Source organism: Secundilactobacillus folii, assembly GCF_009720675.1.
Lineage (GTDB): Bacteria > Bacillota > Bacilli > Lactobacillales > Lactobacillaceae > Secundilactobacillus > Secundilactobacillus folii.
The window spans coordinates 1-14,825 of record NZ_WNJO01000021.1 but is presented as its reverse complement, the minus strand read 5'-3'; the positions used below and the strand labels follow the sequence as shown (position 1 = coordinate 14,825).

Here is a 14,825-nt window from a genome sequence, read left to right as displayed (position 1 = left end):
GTGAGGATGTGATCGAATCACTTGGACAAATGCTGTTGCAAGCTGCCATTGAAACCGGTAGTTCGGATTTGCACATTCAGCCCGATGGTGACCATTATCAGGTGTCACAACATCGGGCAATAGGGTTAGTTGCAGTGCAGCAGCTTTCATTTGAAGAGGGGCAACAGTTGATTGCTCATTTTAAATACCGTGCCAACATGGCGATTACCGAAACTAGGCGGCCACAACTGGGAGCAATGACACTGTCTGTGGATGGGCAAATCGTGCATTTACGCCTATCCAGCGTTGGTAATTTCTTAAATCAGGAATCTTTGGTGATGCGATTATTATTGCCACTGGATGTACAACAGCCCAAGTTCTTAGTCCCAGCGCAGTTCCAACAACTTCGGCAATGGAGTGGACTTAGAGGTTTGATTTTATTTGCTGGTCCTACTGGGTCAGGTAAAACCACCACGATCTATCAATTAGCACGGGAATTAAGTGCTTCACAGTCTGTGCTTTCGATTGAAGATCCAGTTGAGATTATTGCACCTGATTTTTTACAGCTCCAGGTTAATCCTGCAGCGGAAATGAGCTATCAGGCCTTGATCAAGGTTGCATTGCGCCACCGACCAGAAGTTCTGATTGTCGGTGAGATTCGTGATCACGAGACAGCGAAAGCGGCGGTTGATGCGGCTTTAAGTGGTCATTTAGTATTGAGTAGTGTGCATGCTCAAACCGCTCGTGGAACCGTTAACCGACTGTCACAGTTAGCGATTGATCAAATAGCAATTGAACAGGCAGTCATTGGTGTTGCCTATCAACGCCTACTTCCAACTCAAACAGGTGATTTAGCAGCCTACTTTGATTTGGTGGAAGGGCCGGTGACGGCTGACTGGTATCAACAAACGAACATGACTCAGCAATGGAAGGAGACGTTAGCGGATGCTAAGCAAAGGAGTCAAATCTCAAGCGCAACGTACCACCGCTTCGAAAACGGTTAAGCCATGGTCAATCAGCGTTCAGGCCAATATTTTCCGAGTTGTCAGTGATTTATTGGGTGTTGGTTTCTCGGTTCGCCACGCACTTCAGTTTTGTGAGGTTTTGTTCAAGCAGCAGACGAAAGATCTTAACTTGATCAACGCGCAATTACAAGCCGGTTTGTCCGTTAGTTCCGCTTTTGAACCATACGTTGATGATCAGATTGGACTGCAGTTGCAGTTAGCAGAGGAACACGGCCAGTTAACACAAAGTTTAGGTCAGATCAGTCGGCTGCTGCAAACCGCGCATCAGCGCCATCATAAAATCAAACGTTTGCTGCAGTATCCACTGATGCTAATGGTTATTTTAGGCTTTATTATGACTGGGATGAAACTAGTCATTATGCCTCAGATTCAAGCATTAGCTGACACCCCCAGCTCCCAGTCACATCACTGGTGGTGGCTTGTGATTATCGTGCCACTCTTATTGATTGGCACTTTTCTTTACCAGGGTATCAAACAGCAACCGATTTTGAACCGCGTGGAACAGACCACCCGGATTCCGATCCTTGGGCCAATCGTTAAGGCTTACTATGGTTACTATTTTTTGGCTGCGATCACAATTATGTTTGAAGGCGGATTAGGGATTCAAGAGATCTTGATGACGTTACGTCGTGCAAAATCGACGACCTTACTTTATCAGTTAGGCGGACAGTTAGAAACTGCACTAGCAGCTGGTCAACCATTACCTGATGTTTTGAGACAGTATCGGTTTATGCCTCGTGAGCTGCAGACGCTGTTTCAAAGCGGGAAATCGCAAACCGCGTTAGTTCAAGAATTGACGGCTCTCACAGAACTATATTATCAACGTTTGACCAATCGTTTAGAAACAATGATGACCTGGATCCAGCCATTATCATTCGTGGTGATCGGCAGTACGATCATCGCAGCTTACACCAGCTTATTTTTACCTTTATATCACACAATCGGAGGACTTTAAGATGCAGATCAGAGAATTAAATATTAGTTGTCAAAAAAGGCTACGTCACGGCTTTACACTTTTAGAAATGACGATCGTCCTGTTCATTATTGGTTTGCTGATACTCATAATTGCACCCAATATTGCGCATCAAAAAGATCGAGCCAATAGCGTTCACGCCGGTGCGATGACGACGGTTGTCCAGACCCAACTGGATACCTACCTTGATTCAACGGATAAAAAGACGGCCAGTCTTGGTGACCTTGAAAAGGCGGGTTATTTAACCGATAAACAGGTTAAGATCGCAGAAAAAGAGGGCATTAAAATCGATGGCAAGCAAGTTAAGACGGCGTCGTGAGGGGTTTACGATGATTGAAATGCTTATTACGCTCGTGGTAATCAGTTCATTGTTACTATTAGTCATGCTTGGCAGTCAGCGGATCAATCAGTCGTCACTGCGCACCGAACAAGCATTTTGGACCAGTTTTGATGGTTACTGGAAACAAGCGTTATCAGAAGCCGAATATCACAACCGATCGACAATGGTAAAAATTAAAACTGATCAGCCTGTGGTATTCAAGACAAACGGTCACGAAAATAAACTCAACCTACCTAAAAGCCTGCATCCAGACAAGAATGTATTGCTGGATATTCGTGCTAATTCATCGATCTCACCGCAGACCGTTACATTTCATTCAGATATTGATCACCGCATTTATCGGTTGGTCATTCAAATGGGCTGGGGGGTCTATCATGTGGATCGACAAGCAGCGTAAAACGGGGTTTATCCTCTCAGATGCCCTAATTGGTCTGATAATAATTTGTCTTGGTGTGGTGCTCTATGTTCAGACCCAGCAGGTGATGACTCACCAATTATCAATGCGACAGGTGCAAGTCCAAAAGCTCCGCCATACTTATGAATTTAATTTTCAACGTTTAGATACTCTTAAAAAGGCGAAAAAAGCCCACAGTAGTGAGCCAAAAAAGTCACAAAAGTCCTCACAGACAGAAACCAAAGAAGAATCTTCAGGTTTGGTAGACCATGCTTCTTCCGCAACTAAGGATTCAAATGCAACGTCGATTGAAGGGCTGCCCAAAAGTGCAAAGCAGGTGAACAAATGAAACGCGGTTTTACCCTGATTGAAACCCTGATTGCTTTAGTGGTAACCGCTATTGCTATTCTGACCTTCCAATTTGGCATTCAGGCGCTGACAGCTAAGTCGCAACAACGATATGATGAACAGTTGGCTTGGTATCATATGCTGGCAAAATTAGAGTCGGATGATTATGGTTTTTCACTTGCCAAAGTTGGGATGCAAGAAGCGCTACTAAATCCTCAGACGGACAAGGATCGTCAGTACGATATTTATCAATATCATGATAAGATCGTTATGACCACTGATAAAGGCGGTTACATGCCGCTTCTAACTGGGCTTCATTATGTTGGGATGGATAATGCCCATGGGTATTTAAAGATCAGTGTCATTACTCGAATGAACCAACATTTATCTGCGGTAACAACGATTGGAGATGTCCATGAATAAGCGAGGAGGATTTGTGACGATTTTAGCACTCTTCTTTTTAATGTTATTGAGTGCGGTATTAATTTTTCAAATGCAGGGATATCGCCGCCAAATTGAGACTTACGATACCTTAATTGAGCATTACCAACACAAAATTCAACACCAGAAAAGGTAACGGTTAGTTAAATTTCACATGTTTGCTTGAATTAAGGGGCGAAAATTTGTAAACTAGAAATTGTGTGGAGATTTAAATTGACAGGAGGTTGACGATACTGGCTATTAAGGAAACGGAAGCGCTTTTCAAAGTGTTCGATGAATCCACCGAGTTACTTAAAGAAGCGTTATCAACATCTTACTTAGATGCTTTTATTGAGTCGGGTGATAATCTGATTGATGGGCATGTCCAGGTTGAAGATGGTCAACCAAATGAAAAGGTTGTTCAGCAGTTGCAGGGCCTTTATGATTCTGTCGACCGCCAGCATCTTGATCGGGAAACTGTCCGCCAGGCAATTCAACTGTCGATGTTAAAAGCGATGAGGGAAGATGACATCCAGGGTAATCATCAAATGACACCGGATACCATTGGCATGGTGATGGGTTATTTAGTGATTCGACTGGTTGAAAAGCAGTCTCAACTGACACTGCTAGATCCCGCTGTTGGAACGGCAAATTTGCTGACTACAGTGATCAATCAGTTGACGGCTGCTACTCACGCTGAAATATCTGCAATCGGAATTGATAATGATGACTCGCTATTGTCAGTGGCTGACATTAACACCACCCTTCAGCAGGCAAACGTTACTTTAAGGCATCAAGATGCCCTGGGTGAGTTGCAATTGCCAGAAATTGATTTAGCGGTGTCAGACCTTCCGATTGGTTATTATCCACTTGATGAAAAGGTTACAACTTTTAAGACACATGCTCAGTCGGGTCATTCTTATGTTCATCATTTGATGATGGAACAAGCAATGCACTTTGTTAAGCCGGGTGGCTTTGGTATCTTTTTAGTGCCCAGCCAGCTTTTTTCAAGCCCTGAATCAAAGGGGCTGCTGGCTTGGCTTCAGGATACGGCTTACCTGCAGAGTTTGCTGGCGTTACCAAAGGATTTGTTCACTGCACAGCAATCTGAAAAATCAATTTTGCTGCTGCAACGACGTGGCGGGAATGCTAAACAGGCCGATCAGGTTATGATTGGAGAATTTCCATCATTCAAAGACCAAGCGGCCTTCTCAAAGTTTGTGGCAGAAGTGGTCGACTGGGAGCTCAATGATTTACTAAAGAAATAGTATAAGGAGAGTATGACATGGGAAAAACACTTGCCGTTAACGCAGGAAGTTCAACATTAAAGTTTAAGCTGTTCGAAGTACCTTCAGAAGAGGTTATCACGAGCGGTGTGATCGAAAGAATCGGCTTAAAGGATTCAATTGTCACAATCAAGTATGGTGACGGGAAAAAGTTCGAAAACACCCAGGATGTTAAAGATCACGAAGCGGCTATTCACCTAATGCTGGATAAGCTGCTGGAGCTTAAGATTCTCAAGAGCTATGATGAGATCACTGGTATCGGCCACAGAATCGTGGCTGGGGGTGAATTCTTTACTGATTCGGTCTTAGTTGATGATGATGCTTTGAAGAAAATTGAAGACTTGGCTGAGTATGCACCACTGCATAATCCAGCTGAAGCAATGGGTATTCGGGCGTTCAAGAAGATTTTGCCAGACGTACCAAACGTGGCTGTTTTCGATACTTCGTTCCATACGACGATGCCAAAGGTCAACTACATGTATGCGATTCCTTACGAATACTACGAAAAGTATGGTGCGCGGAAGTATGGTGCCCATGGTACTAGTCACCGGTACGTTGCCAGTCGAGCAGCTAAGATGCTAGGCAAGCCTTTGGAAGACTTGAAGTTGATCACAATGCATATCGGTGCTGGCGCATCGATCACCGCGATTAAGAACGGCAAATCATTTGATACTTCAATGGGCTTTACACCGTTAGCTGGTATTATGATGGCGACCCGATCCGGTGATATTGATGCTTCCTTGGTTACTTTCCTAATGGAAAAATTGAATATTAAAGATCCTAACGATATGATCAATATTTTAAATAAGAAGTCAGGTTTGGTTGGGGTTTCAGAATACTCTGCTGATATGCGAGATTTGGAAAAGGTTCAAGACCACAACGATAAGGCGCATCTTGCCCGTGATATGTACATTAACCGGATCGTGCGTTACGTTGGTCAATACGTCGCTGAAATGAACGGTGTCGATGCCATTGTCTTTAGCGCTGGTGTGGGTGAAAACGATATTCCAATTCGACAGGAAGTAGCTGATAAATTAAGTTACTTCGGTATCGCTGTAGATCCTGAAAAGAATAACATCCGCGGTGTTGAACGAGACCTTTCAACTGCTGATGCTAAGGTCAAGACACTGTTGATCCCAACGGATGAAGAGTTGATGATCGTGCGTGATGTTGAGCGCTTAGCTAAGAAATAATCAATCAATGTAAGAATTTAAATAAAAGCGATGAGGTTTAAACGATTTGAAACTCATCGCTTTTTGTTGTGGCTTAAACTGTGGCAATGATTCGGGTTGAGCCAATGGCTTCGGTTAACTTAATGCCATCTAAAAATGCGCAATAGCATTATTGTTTAGTAGCACTTATTTTGGTTGTGATTAAAAGGCTTAATTTAATTTTTTTCAATTTGAAATATTAACAGTGCATTTTATTCAACTAAAAGTGAACAATTCTCATGAAGCGTTCAGTACCTGTCACCGTGGTCATTTGCGCGTTTAGTTTATTTAATTTTCTCATTAATCTTTAACAAACTCTAATTTTGGTTGATTTGGCGTGTATAATTGATAACCATTAAGGAGTGAAAAAGATGAAAAGTGAAGAACCAACCGAACAAATGTCACGCGGTTTGAAGAACCGTCACGTCCAAATGATTGCGCTGGGTGGCACGATTGGAACGGGACTGTTCCTTGGGGCTGGTGAATCAATTCACCTTACTGGGCCATCGATTCTTTTGGCCTACTTGATTGCAGGAATTGCCTGTTTTCTACTGATGCGGGCGTTAGGCGAATTGCTGCTATCTGATCTGAGTGCGCATTCTTTCATTGACTTTATTAAAAAATACCTTGGTGAGCGGTGGGGATTTATTGCCGGCTGGACTTACTGGGTATGCTGGCTGAGCATCGCAATGGCTGATTTAACGGCCTCAGGGTTGTACATGAAATTTTGGTTTCCTAATTTACCGCAATGGGTTACGGGTCTGACCATTTTACTGATCTTGGTGCTGATCAATGCGGTGACAGTCTCGGCTTTTGGTGAGACAGAGTTCTGGTTTGCAATCGTCAAAGTGACTGCCATTATTGCCTTAATCGTCATTGGGGTAGTCATGGTGATCTTCCAGTTCAAGACACCAGTCGGCCACGCTTCAGTCAGCAACCTATTTGATGGTGGCATCTTTGCTCATGGTGCCAAAGGGTTCTTCCTTTCATTTCAAATGGTACTGTTTGGGTTTATCGGGATCGAAATGGTGGGAATGACAGCTTCTGAGACCAGTGATCCGAAGACGATTATTCCTAAAGCAATCAATGAAATTCCCATGCGGGTAATTTTGTTTTACCTCGGTTCCTTATTGGCGTTAATGTGCATCTATCCGTGGCACTTTATTTCACCCGACCAGAGTCCCTTTGTCCAAGTTTTTTCGGCAATTGGAATTAAAGCGGCAGCTGCAATCATCAACTTTGTTGTCCTGACTGCTGCGGCTTCAGCTTGCAATAGCTCGTTGTTCACTACGGCACGGATGCTATTTTCGCTAACGTATGATGGTAAAGGCAAGACCGCTAAGAAATTACGCAAACTGTCTCGGTCACAGGTTCCAGTCAACGCATTGTTCTTTTCGGCTGTCATCATTGCCATTGTTGTCTTATTGAACCTGTTTATTCCAGGTCGGGTATTCACTTTGATCTCAAGCATTGCCACCACGTGTTTCCTGTTTATTTGGGGGTCAATCGTGCTGGCACACATTAAATACCGGCGGTCGGTCAGTCATACGAAGGCTGACACTGTCACGTTCAAGATGCCCTTTGCGCCGTACTCAGATTACTTTGTTCTGGCTTTTTTGGCAATGGTCGGTATCGTTTTGTTCTTCAGGTTTGAAACCCTTGTTGCTCTGATTGGCTCGATACTGTGGTTATTTGGTCTCTGGCTGTTTAAGACTGTGATTGATCGTTCGGAGACCCGGTTGGCAGAAGTTGCAAAAGTGAAATCAAATTCGAAGTGACCTCGATGGCAACTTATTGTGTTAAATGGTAAATTCACCTCTTGAGATTTTAAGAATCTAATCGTTACGCATTAATCTCTAATGAGCAGTTTCATAATATCGGTTTTCGGAAAAAATTGACTGTTAAGATGCAGGTGGGTGTAAAAGCTTACCTGTATTTTTGTAGGGTCAAGTAGATAAATTAACCATCATTCCATGGGAATTTTAGCTTTTCGGCTGAAACATATGCATTTGTTTTAGCTTGTATGCTCTTGCTTTCCCTCTTCTAGACGGCATGTTAAACTGATATAGAAAGCACTGCAAACAAGAGAAACAATTTCAGAGAAGAAGGGGTACGCTTGCATCTTTATTTCACCGCAGACACACATTTTTTTCATAAAGATCTATTAGGGAATTCAGACTTTGCTCCGCGGCCGTTCAAATCAGTGGCAGAAATGAATCAAACCATTATTGACCACTGGAACGAGCGGGTAACTCCAGAAGATACCGTTTATCATCTTGGTGATATTGCGCTGTATTTTATACGCCCGCAACGTGCTGCTGAAGCGGCAGTTCTTGACGTGTTAAACCAATTGAATGGCCATTTGATTCTCATTAAGGGAAATCATGATAATCGGGCGTTATTCAAATACCTTGAAGCACATAATTACACGTATGGCGGCAAACCTAAATTTGAATTTCATGATGTGGGTGTCATTATTAAAGTTGATCATCGGCAGTACTACATGACTCACTATCCAATGATGATGGGGATCGTTAAGCAGATTATTAATCTCCACGGGCATATTCATCACTATGCGGTGAATGTGAAAGAAGACATCAACGTGGGCGTGGATACACCAGAAACGGATTATTTGGCTCATAAGCCGTCCTTTGGGACACCGCTTTCGATGGCTGAAGTTGAAGAGATGGTGGCTGGTAAATTCAAAGATTTTCAAAAGCGGCGTTAATTTGTGTTTAGGAGTGGCGTATGACTGAAAAAATAACAATTTTACACACCAATGATTTGCATTCGCACTTTGAAAATTGGCCTAAGATTCGTCGTTATCTGCGTGAGGAGCGACAGCGTTATGAAGCCGCTGGCAACACCGTGTTGACATTTGATATCGGCGATGCTATGGACCGTGCACATCCACTCACGGAAGCGACCGATGGCCAGAGTAACATTGAGTTGATGAATCAAATTGGTTACGATGGTGTGACTATCGGTAATAATGAAGGCCTAGGTAATTCCAAAGAGCAGTTGATTCATTTATATGACCACGCTAATTTTGATGTGATTCTCGGTAATTTGCTGAATTCACCGCAGACCACGCAGCCAAAGTGGGCACTTCCTGGCAAGGTTATTACAACTAAGTCCAAGACGCGCGTTTTGGTATTAGGTCTCACAGCTCCCTACACGCTGACTTATCCGTTGGTCGGTTGGCAGCCAATTTCAGTGGAGCGAATGCTGCCGTATTTATTGAAACAGTTCCAAGGCCAGTATGATTGCGTTGTCTTACTTTCGCACCTAGGCCTCGACGTTGACCGGTGGATCGCCAAACGTTTTCCAGAGGTCAACGTGATCTTGGGTGCACACACGCACCATCTATTACCCCATGGCGAACTGGATCAAACCACCATGCTGGGAGCAGCTGGCAAGTACGGTCAGTATATCGGGACGATTCAACTAACCGTTTCTGATGATCATCAAATTGAGGCAGCCAAAGCATCAGTGATAAAAACGGCTAATTTGCAGTCGGGGACCAACGATCGTGCCGAAATTGAAGGTTACCGTGAACGCGGAGAAGCTCTACTAAGTCAAGATAAGCTTGCTAACTTACCCGTTCCGATGGAGAAAAACTGGCAGGGACATTCACGCTTGATCAGTGAAGGACTAGCTGCCTTGGAAGACTTTGCTGGTACGGATGCCGCCATTTTGAATGGTGGCTTGTTTCTGCGTGATTTACCAGCAGGAATCGTTAGCCGCAATGAACTGCATCAGATGTTGCCACATGCAATGCACGTTATGAAAGTTACTTTGAGTGGTGATAATCTTTGGCGCTTGGTTATGGAAATGGAAAAGAACCGGCTATTTCTCAGCCATTTTCCAATCAAGGGAATGGGTTTTCGTGGCCAGATTTTTGGTGATTTAAACTACTCTGGTATTTCGTATAATCAGCATGAGGGCACCGTTTTATTTCGGGGCGAACCGCTGTCGCCTTTAAAGGCGTATACGGTGGCTATGCCTGACCATTATTTGTTTATACCATTCTTTCCGACGATTTCCATCGTTGGTCAAAATGAAATTTTATATGGTAAACTATTAAGAACGGTTTACGGCGACTATCTCGCTAAACAATATCCAATCAGAAAGGAGGGAGAAAATGGATAAAAAATCAATGCAAGAGCTTATCGATGACGCTCGTGCAAAGCGTGAGCCAGGCGGTATTATCGTTGTAGTAGATGACACCCATTATCAAATTAATGAACATCCCTATGAACTACTGGTGAACTACCATGATGCATTTGACCGAATCGAACTTAGTGACCGGTTTAACACTTATTTTTCTCGTTATGATTACCTCGTTGGCGACTGGGGTTTTGGTCAGTTACGGCTACGTGGCTTTTACGATGATAAGCGTAACGTTGCCGGTGAACTGAAAATCAGTGCGCTTCAGGACTATCTGAACGAAGTTTGCAATACTGGTTGCCCCTATTTTGTGATGCATAATGAAGAGGCTAAAGCGGTGACACCAAAGCGAAACCATCAACGAGAAAATAATCAGCGAGGACGAAATCAAGACGGGAATCGCAGATCTTCGAATTCTCGAAACCAGCGGCAAAATAGCTCAACGAGACAAACAAATGCGGCTAAACGAGGCAAAACGGTTAGCGGAAATCGGTCGAATAATAGGCACCAACAAAATAATGGCGAAAATCGGGCGCCTAATCAGCAGACCGGCTCGAGCACACGCCGGCGTTCGAATAATCAGCAGTCAAGTAATCAACATCGTCCAAATGCGTCTGGTAATACCCAAAATGACACTCGTCAGCGAAACAATGGCCGTGGGCACACTCAAAATGATCAGCAGTCAGGCAATTCACAGAGCAGTCGGGGGCGCGCAAAGCGGGTGCGAAATAATGGGCATCGCAACCGGCGGGCACACAGTCAGCAAAAAGCGTATACCGTTGAAAAAATCAAGCCTGTAAATTCAACGCCTGTTGCTGAGCGAAAGGGTACAGTGAAAACTGTAGGTCACAGTCAGCACCGTAAATTTACAATTCGAGAAAAAGAGGATTAGATTCAGATGCAAAAACACTACGATGGTTACTTTATTGATCTAGATGGCACGGTTTACGCCGGTAAACGGCGGATCCCGGCCGCAAAACGGTTTGTGGAACGGCTCCAGCATACAGGGACTGATTTTATGTTTGTGACCAATAACACGACTAAACTTCCAGTAGACGTCGTTGATAATTTGGCTAATAACCATGATATTCACGTGAAAGAAAGCAATGTCTATACTGCCGGTCTGGCTACAGCCGACTACGTAGCAGGAATCGCCAAGCCAGGACAGAATAAGGTTTATATCATCGGTGAGATTGGGTTGATTCAGGCCTTCTTGGATAAGGGATTTCAACTATCTGAACGTCAACCAGACTTTGTGATTGTGGGCTTGGATTCAGATGTGACTTACAATAAATTTGCAATTGCAACGTTAGCTATTCGCGGCGGTGCAACTTTCATTGGTACCAATCCTGATTCTAATATTCCAAATGAACGCGGAATGTTACCCGGTGCCGGGTCGTTAGTCGAGATGGTTGCTTATACGACGCAGCAACGGCCAATTTATATTGGTAAACCTGAAACCATTATTATGGCGAATGCTTTGAAACGGATGCGCTTAAAAAAATCGCAAGTTTTAATGGTGGGCGATAACTACAAAACAGATATTACAGCGGGGATTCGCTTCGGTATCGATACGTTATTAGTCTATACGGGTCTATCGACTCGCGAACAAGTGGCCAAGGAAGCCATTGCGCCGACTTACGAGATTGACAGTTTGGACGAATGGACATTGACGGATGAATAGATTATTAACAGCTCTAAAATGGATAGCTTTATTTTTAGCAATCATTTCGGCGGTTATTTTTTTGACGATCAACAGCGTGTGGCTGTATTGGTTGAACGTTAGATTAGGCCATTTATCAAAAGTCGTTGATCTTTCAACTGGCCACATTGTCGAGAACTATCAGCAACTATTGGGATACCTACAGTTTCCATGGATCAACCGGTTAGATATGCTGGATTTTCCCACCTCTCCAAGTGGCCTGCAGCATTTCATAGACGTCAAACATCTGTTTTTACTAAACAATGTGGTTCTAATCGTGACCATTTGGCCAGCCATTCGTTTTGTGCGACAGTTATCGATCAAGAAACAACTGTGGAAGTTGATCCGTCCTTTTCAAGTTGCCGCAGTGGTTCCAGTTCTCGCTGGACTATTGATGCTGGTGAACTTCAATCAGTTCTTTATTGATTTTCATAAAATTCTGTTTAGAAATTCTGATTGGCTGTTTGATCCACGTTTCGACCCAGTTATTTTGGTATTGCCAGAAAGTTTCTTTTCTCAGTGTTTTGTGTTAGCGTTTGGCTTGTTTGAGCTCGTCATGTTAATTGGTGTCTGGCGTGGCCGACGATCTTTTTTAAGGGGTTAGGATTCTTTTGAAGGATTAATCAGGTTATACAAAAACCGCTTAGTTTGATTATTCAAGCTAAGCGGTTTTTGTATTGAATAGTTATGGTTAGTCTTCTGTTGCCTGGCCACGACTCTTAAGCAAGCCAATAAATGCTGGTATCAACGAAACCACGATGATGCCGATCACAACTAGTGAGAAGTGGGCTTTGACAAAGGTAATGTTACCAAAGAAGAAGCCCCCACCACAGCAGAGCAGAACCCAGCAGACGGCAGCTGCAAAGTTGTAACGGATAAACGAGCTGTATTCATAATCTGAAGTGGCGGCTACAAATGGCGCAAAGGTTCGAATGATTGGCATGAAACGTGCTAAAAATATGGCAATCATGCCGTGCTTCTCGAAAAAGTCACGCGCGCTTCTTAAATTCTTTTCTTTAATGAAACGACCAAAGAATGGATGCCGGGTCAGTGCGATACCGACCCGCTTTCCAATCAAAAAATTAAGGGAATCTCCACCGACGGCAGCTAGAAGGAAGACCCCCATAAAGAGCCAAATGCTAAGGTGATAGTTGGCATTAGCAGCTAAGGCAGCGGCAGCAAATAAAAGCGAATCCCCAGGGAGAAACGGCAGAATCACAGCACCAGTTTCAACGAAGACAATTAGAAAAAGGATACCGTATGACCAGCCACCAAAAGTGTTGACGATGTTGACCATGTGACTATCAATATGGAGGACGAAATCAATCAACTGAGCCATAAGTTTAAATAGTTCCTTTCAAGGTTTAAGTTAATAGCATTGTATCAAAGAACCATAATCATACATAGTCTTTTGACAGGACTTAACAGAAATATAATTTTACGAAGCAACTCCAAATTTACGGGTTCCAAATAATCGTGAACGGTAAAAGTCCTTGATGTCTAAAATTGGGGCTTTTTCTGGAGAAAATTTCAACGGAAGTTAAGGTTGCTTTAGACTTGCTTTTAAATTTAAATCATGGATAATAGATATGAAAGAAATTTGGAGGTTATCAATTTGAATTACCCACAGCTACAACCGGATTCAGTAAATGGTCCCAGAGCAATCATCCACTCTTCAATGGGTGACATTGTGATTCAATTATTCCCTGAACAAGCGCCAAAAGCTGTTGAGAATTTTGTCACGTTAGCTAAGCAGAAGTATTATGAAGAAGTTATATTTCACCGTGTAATCAATGATTTTATGATTCAAGGTGGCGATCCGACTGGGACTGGTATGGGTGGCTCCAGTATTTGGGATGAGCCGTTTGAAGACGAGTTTTCTAAGGACTTATATAATTTGCGCGGTGCAGTATCAATGGCTAATAGTGGTCCGAACACCAATGGTAGTCAATTTTTTATCGTTCAAAATAAACATATGTCTGAACAGTTGACTGATCAAATGAAGGATGCTCATTTTCCGGAAGAAATCGTCAAAGCCTATCAAAAAGGCGGTACACCATGGCTGGACTTCAGACATACAGTTTTCGGTCAAGTTGTTGATGGAATGGACGTCGTAGATAAAATGGCCACGGTCAAAACTGACGGTGCCGACAAACCATTAGAAGATATCGTCATTGAATCCGTCTCGATAAAGGATTAGTTGAATGATCATCAAGCTTGGGTGAGTCGATGCCTAAGCTTTTTTGTTTGGCAGGTAAAATGGGTAATAAGAAGGGAGTGGCTAAATTATGCGCATTGGAGATCATGTTCACGGTACTGTTACGGGTATCCAACCGTATGGGGCCTTTGTGGATCTTGGTAGTGGCCGACAAGGTTTGATTCATATTTCTGAATGTCATTATGGTTACGTGAAGGACATTCACGATTATTTGCAAGTTGGCGATGAAATTGATGTGATCGTTTTAGATATTGATGAGTTTACCGGGAAAATTTCCTTATCGTTGAGGTGTCTAGCAGAAAAGCAGGTGCCTTTGCAGCCGGTGGTTTCGCAGCAGGAAAATTTTCACAAGCATTACTGGACGAATCGTAATGTTCATGAGGGGTTTAAGCCAATTCAGAAAAGACGTCATAGTTGGGAACAGGAAGCAATGAGTGAATTTGTTAAAAAATAATTTAATTAATTTTCTATTTGTTCTTGACCGAGTTGGGAATAGCTGGTATTATTTTATCTGTTGCCAACGAACACAATATTAATTACATGAATGAATATTCAGGACGGTTGATATTTGAATTGTTTGGTAAATACAGTGGTGGATTCGACTTAAAACGGATTTTACATTGATGAATAAAGATTCAAATTTGTCGTTGACATTGATTAAAATCTTGGTTATACTAATTAAGTCGAGTAATTTGTAGACCTTTGAGAACTGAACAAAGTTTCGTTTCACAAATGTGCAGGGCATATCGACTAGATCGA

17 protein-coding genes are annotated in these 14,825 nt (G+C 43.0%); 16 read left to right on the top strand and 1 reads right to left on the bottom strand.

Features of this window, described 5'->3' with window-relative positions; translation table 11 throughout:
• Positions 1-8: 8 nt before the first annotated feature.
• The 14 genes from comGA (at position 9) to GM612_RS11370 (ending at position 12,452) form a co-directional block, all read left to right on the top strand.
• Positions 9-983 carry a competence type IV pilus ATPase ComGA gene (gene comGA, locus GM612_RS11435; protein WP_155432491.1) on the top strand — a complete coding sequence of 325 codons (975 nt, stop codon included), beginning with the start codon at positions 9-11 and terminating at the stop codon, positions 981-983.
• A complete protein-coding gene (locus tag GM612_RS11430) occupies positions 925-1,959 on the top strand; it encodes a type II secretion system F family protein (protein ID WP_155432490.1) in 1,035 nt (344 codons plus the stop codon). Before comGA ends, GM612_RS11430 begins: the two co-directional genes overlap by 59 nt.
• Before the next feature lies 1 nt (position 1,960).
• Positions 1,961-2,296, top strand: coding sequence for a prepilin-type N-terminal cleavage/methylation domain-containing protein (locus GM612_RS11425; protein WP_155432489.1), 336 nt, complete (start codon positions 1,961-1,963; stop codon positions 2,294-2,296).
• Positions 2,268-2,714, top strand: a complete 447-nt coding sequence (locus GM612_RS11420) for a prepilin-type N-terminal cleavage/methylation domain-containing protein (protein WP_155432488.1) — start codon at positions 2,268-2,270, stop codon at positions 2,712-2,714. Before GM612_RS11425 ends, GM612_RS11420 begins: the two co-directional genes overlap by 29 nt.
• A complete protein-coding gene (locus GM612_RS11415) occupies positions 2,692-3,060 on the top strand; it encodes a hypothetical protein (protein WP_155432487.1) in 369 nt (122 codons plus the stop codon). The genes GM612_RS11420 and GM612_RS11415 overlap by 23 nt, the downstream gene beginning before the upstream one ends.
• Positions 3,057-3,482, top strand: coding sequence for a competence type IV pilus minor pilin ComGF (locus GM612_RS11410; RefSeq protein ID WP_155432486.1), 426 nt, complete (start codon positions 3,057-3,059; stop codon positions 3,480-3,482). Before GM612_RS11415 ends, GM612_RS11410 begins: the two co-directional genes overlap by 4 nt.
• Positions 3,483-3,724: 242 nt before the next feature.
• Entirely contained in the window at positions 3,725-4,747 is a 1,023-nt protein-coding gene (locus tag GM612_RS11405) for a class I SAM-dependent methyltransferase (RefSeq protein WP_343031903.1), read from the top strand.
• Between the two features lie 17 nt (positions 4,748-4,764).
• Complete coding sequence (locus GM612_RS11400) at positions 4,765-5,958, top strand: acetate/propionate family kinase (protein ID WP_155432485.1); 1,194 nt, start codon at positions 4,765-4,767, stop codon at positions 5,956-5,958.
• A 389-nt stretch (positions 5,959-6,347) separates the two neighbouring features.
• Positions 6,348-7,754, top strand: coding sequence for an amino acid permease (locus GM612_RS11395; RefSeq protein ID WP_155432484.1), 1,407 nt, complete (start codon positions 6,348-6,350; stop codon positions 7,752-7,754).
• A gap of 338 nt (positions 7,755-8,092) precedes the next feature.
• Complete coding sequence (locus GM612_RS11390; RefSeq protein ID WP_155432483.1) at positions 8,093-8,704, top strand: metallophosphoesterase family protein; 612 nt, start codon at positions 8,093-8,095, stop codon at positions 8,702-8,704.
• Positions 8,705-8,724: 20 nt separating this feature from the next.
• Positions 8,725-10,128, top strand: a complete 1,404-nt coding sequence (locus tag GM612_RS11385; protein ID WP_155432482.1) for a bifunctional metallophosphatase/5'-nucleotidase — start codon at positions 8,725-8,727, stop codon at positions 10,126-10,128.
• The gene (locus GM612_RS11380) at positions 10,121-11,038 is read left to right on the top strand and encodes a YutD family protein (RefSeq protein ID WP_155432481.1); all 918 of its coding nucleotides are present in this window, start codon (positions 10,121-10,123) and stop codon (positions 11,036-11,038) included. Before GM612_RS11385 ends, GM612_RS11380 begins: the two co-directional genes overlap by 8 nt.
• A 6-nt stretch (positions 11,039-11,044) precedes the next feature.
• Positions 11,045-11,830 carry a TIGR01457 family HAD-type hydrolase gene (locus tag GM612_RS11375; protein WP_155432480.1) on the top strand — a complete coding sequence of 262 codons (786 nt, stop codon included), beginning with the start codon at positions 11,045-11,047 and terminating at the stop codon, positions 11,828-11,830.
• Positions 11,823-12,452: a TIGR01906 family membrane protein gene (locus GM612_RS11370; RefSeq protein ID WP_155432479.1), complete on the top strand. Its 630-nt coding sequence runs from the start codon at positions 11,823-11,825 to the stop codon at positions 12,450-12,452. The genes GM612_RS11375 and GM612_RS11370 overlap by 8 nt, the downstream gene beginning before the upstream one ends.
• An 87-nt stretch (positions 12,453-12,539) precedes the next feature.
• Here the strand turns inward: GM612_RS11370 and GM612_RS11365 are convergent, their stop codons facing one another.
• Entirely contained in the window at positions 12,540-13,187 is a 648-nt protein-coding gene (locus GM612_RS11365; RefSeq protein WP_155432478.1) for a VTT domain-containing protein, read from the bottom strand.
• A 276-nt stretch (positions 13,188-13,463) separates the two neighbouring features.
• On the opposite strand from GM612_RS11365, the gene GM612_RS11360 reads away from it, so the two are divergent.
• Together GM612_RS11360 and GM612_RS11355 are read left to right on the top strand one after the other, a co-directional pair.
• On the top strand, positions 13,464-14,048 hold the full coding sequence (locus tag GM612_RS11360; protein ID WP_155432477.1) for a peptidylprolyl isomerase: 585 nt from the start codon (positions 13,464-13,466) through the stop codon (positions 14,046-14,048).
• Between the two features lie 88 nt (positions 14,049-14,136).
• Positions 14,137-14,520, top strand: a complete 384-nt coding sequence (locus GM612_RS11355; protein ID WP_155432476.1) for a CvfD/Ygs/GSP13 family RNA-binding post-transcriptional regulator — start codon at positions 14,137-14,139, stop codon at positions 14,518-14,520.
• Positions 14,521-14,825 lie beyond the last annotated feature (305 nt).